9 protein-coding genes are annotated in these 7,826 nt (G+C 59.8%); 4 read left to right on the top strand and 5 right to left on the bottom strand.

The window, feature by feature from the left end; translation table 11 throughout:
- Positions 1-248: 248 nt before the first annotated feature.
- Entirely contained in the window at positions 249-1,673 is a 1,425-nt protein-coding gene (locus QZ269_RS11055; RefSeq protein ID WP_291426766.1) for an alkaline phosphatase PhoX, read from the bottom strand.
- A gap of 193 nt (positions 1,674-1,866) precedes the next feature.
- Entirely contained in the window at positions 1,867-2,154 is a 288-nt protein-coding gene (locus QZ269_RS11050; protein ID WP_291426765.1) for a hypothetical protein, read from the bottom strand.
- A 348-nt stretch (positions 2,155-2,502) separates the two neighbouring features.
- On the opposite strand from QZ269_RS11050, the gene QZ269_RS11045 reads away from it, so the two are divergent.
- Entirely contained in the window at positions 2,503-3,498 is a 996-nt protein-coding gene (locus QZ269_RS11045) for a sensor histidine kinase (protein ID WP_367272281.1), read from the top strand.
- Positions 3,495-4,079, top strand: a complete 585-nt coding sequence (locus tag QZ269_RS11040) for a response regulator transcription factor (protein WP_291426763.1) — start codon at positions 3,495-3,497, stop codon at positions 4,077-4,079. Before QZ269_RS11045 ends, QZ269_RS11040 begins: the two co-directional genes overlap by 4 nt.
- Positions 4,080-4,541: 462 nt before the next feature.
- Here QZ269_RS11040 and QZ269_RS11035 read toward each other — a convergent pair whose 3' ends face one another.
- The 3 genes from QZ269_RS11035 to QZ269_RS11025 are packed head-to-tail and all read right to left on the bottom strand — an operon-like array spanning position 4,542 to position 6,138.
- Positions 4,542-4,916, bottom strand: coding sequence for a roadblock/LC7 domain-containing protein (locus QZ269_RS11035; protein ID WP_291426762.1), 375 nt, complete (start codon positions 4,914-4,916; stop codon positions 4,542-4,544).
- On the bottom strand, positions 4,913-5,434 hold the full coding sequence (locus QZ269_RS11030; RefSeq protein ID WP_291426761.1) for an ATP/GTP-binding protein: 522 nt from the start codon (positions 5,432-5,434) through the stop codon (positions 4,913-4,915). The genes QZ269_RS11035 and QZ269_RS11030 overlap by 4 nt, the downstream gene beginning before the upstream one ends.
- A complete protein-coding gene (locus QZ269_RS11025) occupies positions 5,431-6,138 on the bottom strand; it encodes a hypothetical protein (RefSeq protein WP_291426760.1) in 708 nt (235 codons plus the stop codon). Before QZ269_RS11025 ends, QZ269_RS11030 begins: the two co-directional genes overlap by 4 nt.
- A 209-nt stretch (positions 6,139-6,347) precedes the next feature.
- Here QZ269_RS11025 and minD point away from each other — a divergent pair, with 209 nt between their 5' ends.
- A complete protein-coding gene (gene minD / locus QZ269_RS11020) occupies positions 6,348-7,148 on the top strand; it encodes a septum site-determining protein MinD (protein WP_291426759.1) in 801 nt (266 codons plus the stop codon).
- A gap of 2 nt (positions 7,149-7,150) precedes the next feature.
- Entirely contained in the window at positions 7,151-7,393 is a 243-nt protein-coding gene (gene minE, locus QZ269_RS11015; protein WP_291426758.1) for a cell division topological specificity factor MinE, read from the top strand.
- Positions 7,394-7,826 lie beyond the last annotated feature (433 nt).

Genomic DNA, 7,826 nt, shown 5'->3' with positions numbered 1-7,826 from the left:
GCTCCAGCGATTGTGCGCCTGATGAAGAGGGCAGCATGGATACTCCGACGATATGGGCCTCAGACAGCCTCTAAGGATCTCCCGGTTGCAGTTGCGCGTATTCGGGGAAAGCGCCCGAATACGCCTTGTGGCGCAGCTCTACCAGTCCACTTCCATCCGCAGCGCCTTATAAGCCCGCACAAGAATGAAAAAGTGGGCCACCTCCAATGAGGTGCCCCACGCGCTTTAGGCTGGTTATTGGCCAGCGCTTATTCCAGGCGACGAATGGCGGCGCTTACTTCGCTGTCGGTGCCGTGGCCGAGCTTGATCCAGCTGACATTCAGGCTCTTGCCGTTGGCGCTTGAGCTGTCGTCCACCTGGGTCAACTTGGCGACATAAAGGGTACCGGCGCTCAGGTCCTTCTGGGTATCGGCCACGAAACGGTACATGCCGCGCATGCTGCCGTCGTCACCGTAGTAGGCCGTCTTGTTATCGTCAAGCACCAGGGCCATCTCGAAGCTCACGCGGCCCATCGCGTAGTGCTTCTTGATGCTCTGGCCTGCGCCACTGGGAGTAATTTCGCTGACGTAGCCGTAGTCGTAACGGTTAGCCTTCTTGCCCAGGTAAGCACTCATAGCAGGCTCGGCCTTGGCCCAACTGGCATCGTCCTCGGTGGGGTATTCCTCGCTGGTCAGCGCCGTGTTCCACCCGGTAACGCTTCCGTTGCAGTTGTTCCAGGTGCCATTCACCACGCTCATATCCAGCATGCTGGGAGCACCCGAAACGCTCCAGACGCCACCACTCCGCTTAAGGTCGATACGGCTCACGCCGCCGGGCTGGCTTTCCCAGTGGGAGTACAGGATACCCGTGTCGGGGCCAGTAGACAGCAGCATGTTGGCATCGGGATTGGTGCTGGTCTTGCTGGTGCCGTCGGCGTTCTTGATGACGCCCAGACCGCTGACACCGCTTTGGCCCAGGATGTTGTACTTGCCTGCGGCAAATTTCAGTGCGTTCTGGGCTGTGCCGTCATAGGGCAGCTCGGTAAAGTCGTCGGTGTTAGCGTTGAAGCCGCTGAAGACACCTACTGTTCCCTTGTCGTAAGGCGCAGTGTTGCCACTGCTGGGGTGCTGAATATTCATGAACAGGTCGCCCTGGTCGCTGATACGCAGGCCCGTGACCTCGGAGTCGTTGGGAACAACGGCAAAGCGCTTAATGGCCCTGGTCTTCGGATCAAAGGTCCACAGGGTATTGCGGGTGTCGTCGCCGTCCTCGCCAATCCACAGGCGACCCTTTTTATCCAGGAAGATGTTATCGGGGTTATTCAGCCCGCTTACGTCGCATCCGGTAGCGGTGGGCTTGCCGACCAGAACAGGGGTGAGCTTGGTGGCAACCAGATTGTTGTCCAGGCTGGCGGCAATGATCCCTCCGCACTTGTTAGCTGGGAACTGGATGTCGCCTGCCGTATCGCCCATGCCACCGATAAAGGAAGTCACGGCGATGTAGAGCGTACGGCTGGGGGCGTCGTAGGCCAGACCTTCCATCTTGTTCCACTCCAGGGTGCCGCCCATTGCCTTGGCAGTCTTGGTGGTATCCATGAAAGGAATGACACTGTTTTCCACGGTGGCTGTCGGTGTGGTGTTGCAGGAGCTCAGGGCAAGCACTCCAGTCAGGGCCAGCAGTAGGGATTTCTTCATACCTCTAAGTTAGTTTTCATTATTCAGCTGGGTGTCATGGCGTGGTCACGAGCGAAAACACATGGGCCGACGGACTTGCCCACTTACTTGCTCTACTCGGTGCCCAGCGAGGTCAGGATGCCGTGGTGGACGGCGTTGTTCAGGAATAGAATCTTGCCGGGTTCGGTGCTCTAGGCACCTGACGAGAGCCGTCCTAGTGCAGGTAGCCGAGCAACACGAAGGTTCCCGCGAAGCAACCCAGCGCCAGAATCGCCAGAATCGCCGCCAGCCAGCTATACCGCGTTTTTTGTTGCAGCAGCCACTGTGAAACTTCGAAGGGCGTTTCGTCTTGCTTAGGTTGCGCCTGACTGTGAGTATGCTCTCCCAGACGGCGTTGCAGGTCGGCGTCTACCGCCGATTCGTGCGCCCGGCTCCGGCACCAGAAAGCAGTCAGGGCCAGGAAAAATCCGGCCAGCGGCAACAGGGCGACCAGACTGGGCATACGACAAAAATGTTAGCAGATGGCCGCTGCCCAGTTCAGCCACTCCCGGACATCTGGGGGCAAAACCAGAAAAAACCCCTGCTGGAACGCTGGTATTGCCTTGCCTTGCCGAGGCCTTTAAGAACTGGGGGGTGGGCGAGCTGGGGGATTGACAAGGGAGCCTGGGCTAGTAGCACGTGAGTGTTCTGTCAGACACGTATGGCTAAGCTGCGCCTTGTGAACACCTCAGCGAGAACCACTCCACTTGGCGGCAGACGTGCCACGCCAGCGGTCAGGGCGTTTCTCGGATCCGTGAGGGGACAGTTCACGCTGATTATCTTTTTGCTGGTCTACGTACCGAATGTTGGTATGACTCTGCTTTCTCCCAGTGGTCTGCGCGGCATCAGTCTGCTATGGCTGCTGCTGGTTGCCCTGCTGAGCGCCGTCTTCGGATTTATCCTCAGCGGCTCGCTGCTGCGCCCACTTAGCCGCCTGGCCAATGAAGTGAAGCAAAACGATTTCTCCGACCCGCACCGGGACGATCCCAGCGAAATCAGGGCGTTACGTGGGGCCTTCACGGGTCTGCTGCACCGGCTGCAAACCGAACAGAACCGGCGCGGCGCGTTCATGGCTACGCTGGTTCACGACCTCAAAACCCCCCTGATCGCCACCGGCCACCTGACCCAGGTGCTGACCACGTTGCCCTTGCCCGAGGCCGAACGCCGGGAGATCGGGCGACAGATTCAGGCTGAAACCTCCCGGCTGCTCGCGCTGGTGCATCAGATGGCCGACGCGCACCGCTACGAACTAGACGATGTGCGCCTCCACCTGGCCCCCACAGACCTGCGGGAACTGCTGGACGATATTGCCCGCAGGCTGGCCTCCAAAGCCGGTCACCTGAAGTTGCAGGTTCATGGTCATGGGCACGCCCGCGCCGATGCCAAGGCCCTGGAACGCGCCGTGACCAATCTGGCCGAAAACGCTCTGCGCTACGCCACCGAACGGGTCGATCTCCTGGTCACCCCGCAAGGAGTGACCGTGGCGAACGACGGCCCAGCGCTCGATCTTCCGCTGAACGAACTGGCCCAGCCGTTTAACAGCCAGCCCGCGACCATCGCCGGGCAGCAATACACCGCTGGAACCGCCGGACTGGGGCTGTTCATCGTGCGCCGCATTGCCGAAGTGCACGGTGGAGAGCTGATTTACCGCCGCGCTTGCCTGCCCGGCCCTGCCAACGATCACCTCGCCAATGACTCCCCCAACACCCTCACCACTGCTCCTGATCTGGTATGCCAGGACGGTGTTTCTACAGATTCGACGCTCCTAACCCTGTTTACCATCACCCTCCCGGAGGTCACCCCATGAGACTTGTTATCGCCGACGATCATCCCCTTTTCCGCATGGGCCTGAAGTACGCTCTAACCCAGCAAGGCTTTGACGTGGTTGCCGAGGCCGCCGACGGCCCAAGTGCGCTAGAGGCCTGCCGCACCTACCAGCCCGACGCCGCCCTGCTAGACGTCAAGATGCCGGGCATGACCGGTATAGAGGTGTGTGACCGGCTAAGAATTACGGCGCCGCGTGTGGTCAGCGTCCTTATTACCACCTTTGCCGAACCCGCCATCGTGCAGGCGGCCCGCGCCGCCGGAGCACGCGGTTACGTGAACAAGGAAACCGACCCCGAGAGCCTGGCCCGGCAACTGCGCGACATCGTGGCGCACCCAGAAATCGACCGCCTGCCCCATGTGAACGTGCCGCGCCTGACCCCGCGCGAATCCGAAGTGCTGCCGCTGCTGGCCCAGGGGTTTTCCAACAAGGAAATTGCCCGCAACCTGGGGGTCAGCCCCGATACCATCAAGGACCATCTGGCCCGCCTGTACGGCAAATTAGAGGCGCGTGACCGCACCGAGGCTGTCAGCCGCGCCCGGAACATCGGCCTGCTGGGGTGACAGATAAAACCGGAGTTGAAGCGGGGTGGGCTACCAGATTTCGGTGGCCCACCCCGCTCAGTACGTTGTCATTATTGATGCCGCGCTAAGGTGATATCGCCTCAAGGTCAAGCCCAGGAAGTCTGGCAACCTATAAGGATTGCGCTCAATTCCGCCGCAATCGGGAAGCGGGCAGGCCCCATTCTGGGTGCCGTTTTGCCCAAGAAGGCACCGCCCATACCGCAAAACCCGCATCCTTTCCTATTCGCTTCCGCTCGGATTGAATCTGGTTCTTTCAGCTTCAATCGGTAGTTCGTATAAGGGATGATGAATGCAAGGGGCCAGAAGGCGTTGGTCACCGGGCAGCGGCTCAGCACCGGGGCTTAATCTTGCCTCTCTGCCAACCAACGAAAAAGCGGCCCCAGCCAAAGCTAGAGCCGCTCACCAAATGTACTGATATGGACTGCCGATTGGACCGAGGCTTTACAGCACCAGCGCCACGGTCTGCGCCGCGTCCCGCGCCTCAATGTTCAGCAGGCCCAGGTTCATGGCGGCGGGGGTGACAACCGCCAGCACGCCCTTGCGCCCCGTGGCGTACACGAACACCTGTCCGTCGGCCCCGGTTACGCTCATTTCGGTCAGTTCGCCTGCGCCGAGGGTATCGTTGATGCGCTTGCCTAGGCCCAGCGCGGTCGCGGCCATCGCAGCCACGCGGTTGGCGTCGGTGTTGTCGCTGAAGCTCTGGGCAATCGGCAAACCGTCGATGGTGGCGACCAGGGCGCCGCGCAGCTCGGGTAGGCTGGTGCGGAGGGTCTGGAGGGTGGCCTGAAGCGTTTCCTGTTTGCTGCCGCTGGTCATACTGTTTCCTTAGCAAGCTGGGATTCCAGCAGGCGGATCAGCACGTTGCGGGCGCTGACGGCCTCGGTGGCTTGTAGGCCCAGAACCTGACCAACCGGCAGGTCGAAGTAGGCCGCTACGTCCTGCGGTGCCCACACGTCCGGCAGATCTTGGCGGGTCACGCCGACCACAAAGGGCACCGGGTTGCGACTGGTAATGAATTCCAGAATGTGGCGTGCGTGCAAAAAGTCCTGCGGCTTGTTGCCCGCGACCAGGAGAACCAGCCCCAGTGCGCCTTCACACAGCACGTCCCACATGAAGTCGAAGCGGTCCTGACCGGGCGTACCGTACAGGTGCAGCTCCTGGCCGTCGATATTCAGCGTGCCGAAATCGAAGGCCACGGTGGTCGTCGCTTTACCGATGTCCTCGGTGGCGTCGGCTTCGGTACTGACGACCTCAGTTTCGGAAAGGGTCTGAACAAAGGTGGTTTTGCCTGCCCCCACGGGGCCGGAGATAACGAGTTTCAGGGGTGCGTTCATAAGGCGTTGCCTCCGGTCAGGCGACGTAGGGCGTTGAGAAGTCGGCGCACAGGGCCAGCCTGTTGCTGGGGCTGTTGCGCCGGAAGCGGCTGGCTGGTTCCGGACATGGCGCTGGCCGGGGAAGGAGCGGACGTACCGCGCGGGTCATGAAAGGCCCCGGCGGCGCGTTGTGGCGTGACCAGTCCGGCGGCGCGGAGGCGGTACAGGGTCACCCGCGCCTCATGTTCGCTGATGTGCAACTGGCGCGACAAGTCAATGGCCGAGGCCCCTTGCCGAATCAGGGGAGATACCGAAGACCAGCTGTTTTGCAAGGCGGGCGGCACCTGCACCTGCGAGGCGTTGGTTTGCCACTCGAAGCGCGTTTCCTGGTGCGGTAACTGCTGATCCGGGATCTTCGCCGTACTGATAACGTCCCGAATCAGGTCGTCAAGCGGGAATGAAACCTGCTGCGTGATCTCCCCGACCTCGAAGCTGTATTCGCCCGAAGCGGCGCTGGTCAGGGTGCTGATCGTGTCGCGGATTCGCAGGGGTTCGCTCACCGGAAAACCGTCGATGAACAGGGCGTTCAGCGTACCGTCTTTCAGGTGCATTTCCACGCTGCGTCCGGCCAGCGCGGTGCGCATGAACAGAACGCCGGTGTGGCGCTGAAGCACTTTGATAATGTCGTTAAAAGCGTGGTACTCGAAGTCGCCGTAAATAGCCAAGGTCTCATCCGCCTTTCCAAGTAGAGGTTCAAATGTCGGTCATCGGAAGGTTCAAGGCAGAACTCTTCTTTTGGGTTCGCCCAGAACTTTAAGCTGGCGCGTATTACAGTTCTCTCACTGTGAATAATAACTGAATCTGGCAGCCCAGGGTATGCAGCGTGGCGGGTGTTCAGCTGGCTCATGGGCAACTTGCTAGACTGCCAGGCAATATGGATGCAAAAGTTATTGTAGTCACATCGGGAAAAGGTGGGGTCGGTAAAACGACGACCACGGCGAATATTGGCGCGGCACTGGCAAAACTGGGCGAAAAGGTCGTGGTCATTGACGTGGACGTAGGTCTGCGTAACCTCGACGTGGTCATGGGGCTCGAGTCGCGTGTGGTGTTCGACCTTGTGGACGTGCTTGAAGGCAAGTGCCGCATGAGTCAGGCGCTTATCCGTGACAAGCGCGTCGAGAACCTTTACCTGCTGCCCGCCTCGCAGACGCGTGACAAAGACGCCCTCGACCCCGAAGTCTTCAAGACGGTGGTGCAGGGGCTGCTGGATGAGGAAAAGTTTGACCGCATCTTGATTGATTCGCCCGCCGGAATCGAAGCGGGGTTCCGGACTGCCGCCGCCCCTGCCAAGGGCGCCCTGGTGGTCGTGAACCCCGAAGTGTCCAGTGTGCGCGACGCCGACCGGATCATCGGCCTGCTCGAAGCCGGGCAGGTCAGTGAAATCCGGCTGGTTATCAACCGCCTGCGTCCCAAGATGGTCGCCAGCGGCAACATGCTTTCTGAAGGTGACATGCTTGACATTCTGGGCGTCAAGCCTATCGGGATCGTTCCTGAGGACGAGGGCATTATCGTTTCGACCAACGTCGGTGAACCTGCCGTGCTGGGCACCACCCAGGCGGGGCTGGCCTTTATGGCGACCGCGCGGCGTATCCGGGGTGAAGAAGTGCCCTACCCCAAATATGAAGAAGACAAGGGCTTCTGGGCGGCCCTCAAACGTATGTTTGGGGGAGGCTAAAGATGTTCTCGTGGCTTAAGCGCGGGCGCACCAAAGAAACGCTCAAAGACCGCCTGGAACTGGTGCTGGCTTATGACCGGGCCAAGATTCCCCCCGGTAAGGTCGAGGCCCTGCGAAACGACCTGCTGGAAGTGGTGCAGCGTTATTTTCCCTCGACCAACAGCAAGATAGAGATCGAGCAGGACGGCGAAAGCGTGGTACTGACCGCCAGTATCGCTATCGACGAACCGCCTAAGAAGCGCTGAGTTTTTTCTAAGCTAAGTTAAGAGCCTGACTAGTCGAGATTGCCTGATGCGCCTGTACCCCGAACAGACTTGCAAGGCTGCGAAGCAGAGTGAGCAAGCCATGTGGGTCGGTTCCTGTTTGGGCCAAGCGCTTTGGTTAGACCAGAAAAGCCCCCGCCCCCCCCAAAAGGGAGGCAAAGCGGGGGCTTGAGCTTGGCTAGTTTAAAAACTTAATTCGTAACTACTCAGCACGATAAACACGACAAAAAACCGTTCCCAAGTAAGTTCATGCCCAAATTGGGCTACAAAAATACGCCTACGACATTTCTATGTCTGGGAGAAATCTATAAACTTGAGGTGATTTACTATGAAAAATCCGTAACTGCTCAGCAGGGGGACTTGCGAAGCGGAAAGGGGTAGAGTAGGGACATTACGCAAAAGATCTGTCCCAACT

It is taken from the genome of Deinococcus sp., assembly GCF_018260405.1.
Taxonomy (GTDB): Bacteria; Deinococcota; Deinococci; order Deinococcales; family Deinococcaceae; genus Deinococcus.
The sequence above is the reverse complement of the archived record's forward strand: the minus strand, read 5'-3'. Positions and strand labels throughout refer to the sequence as shown.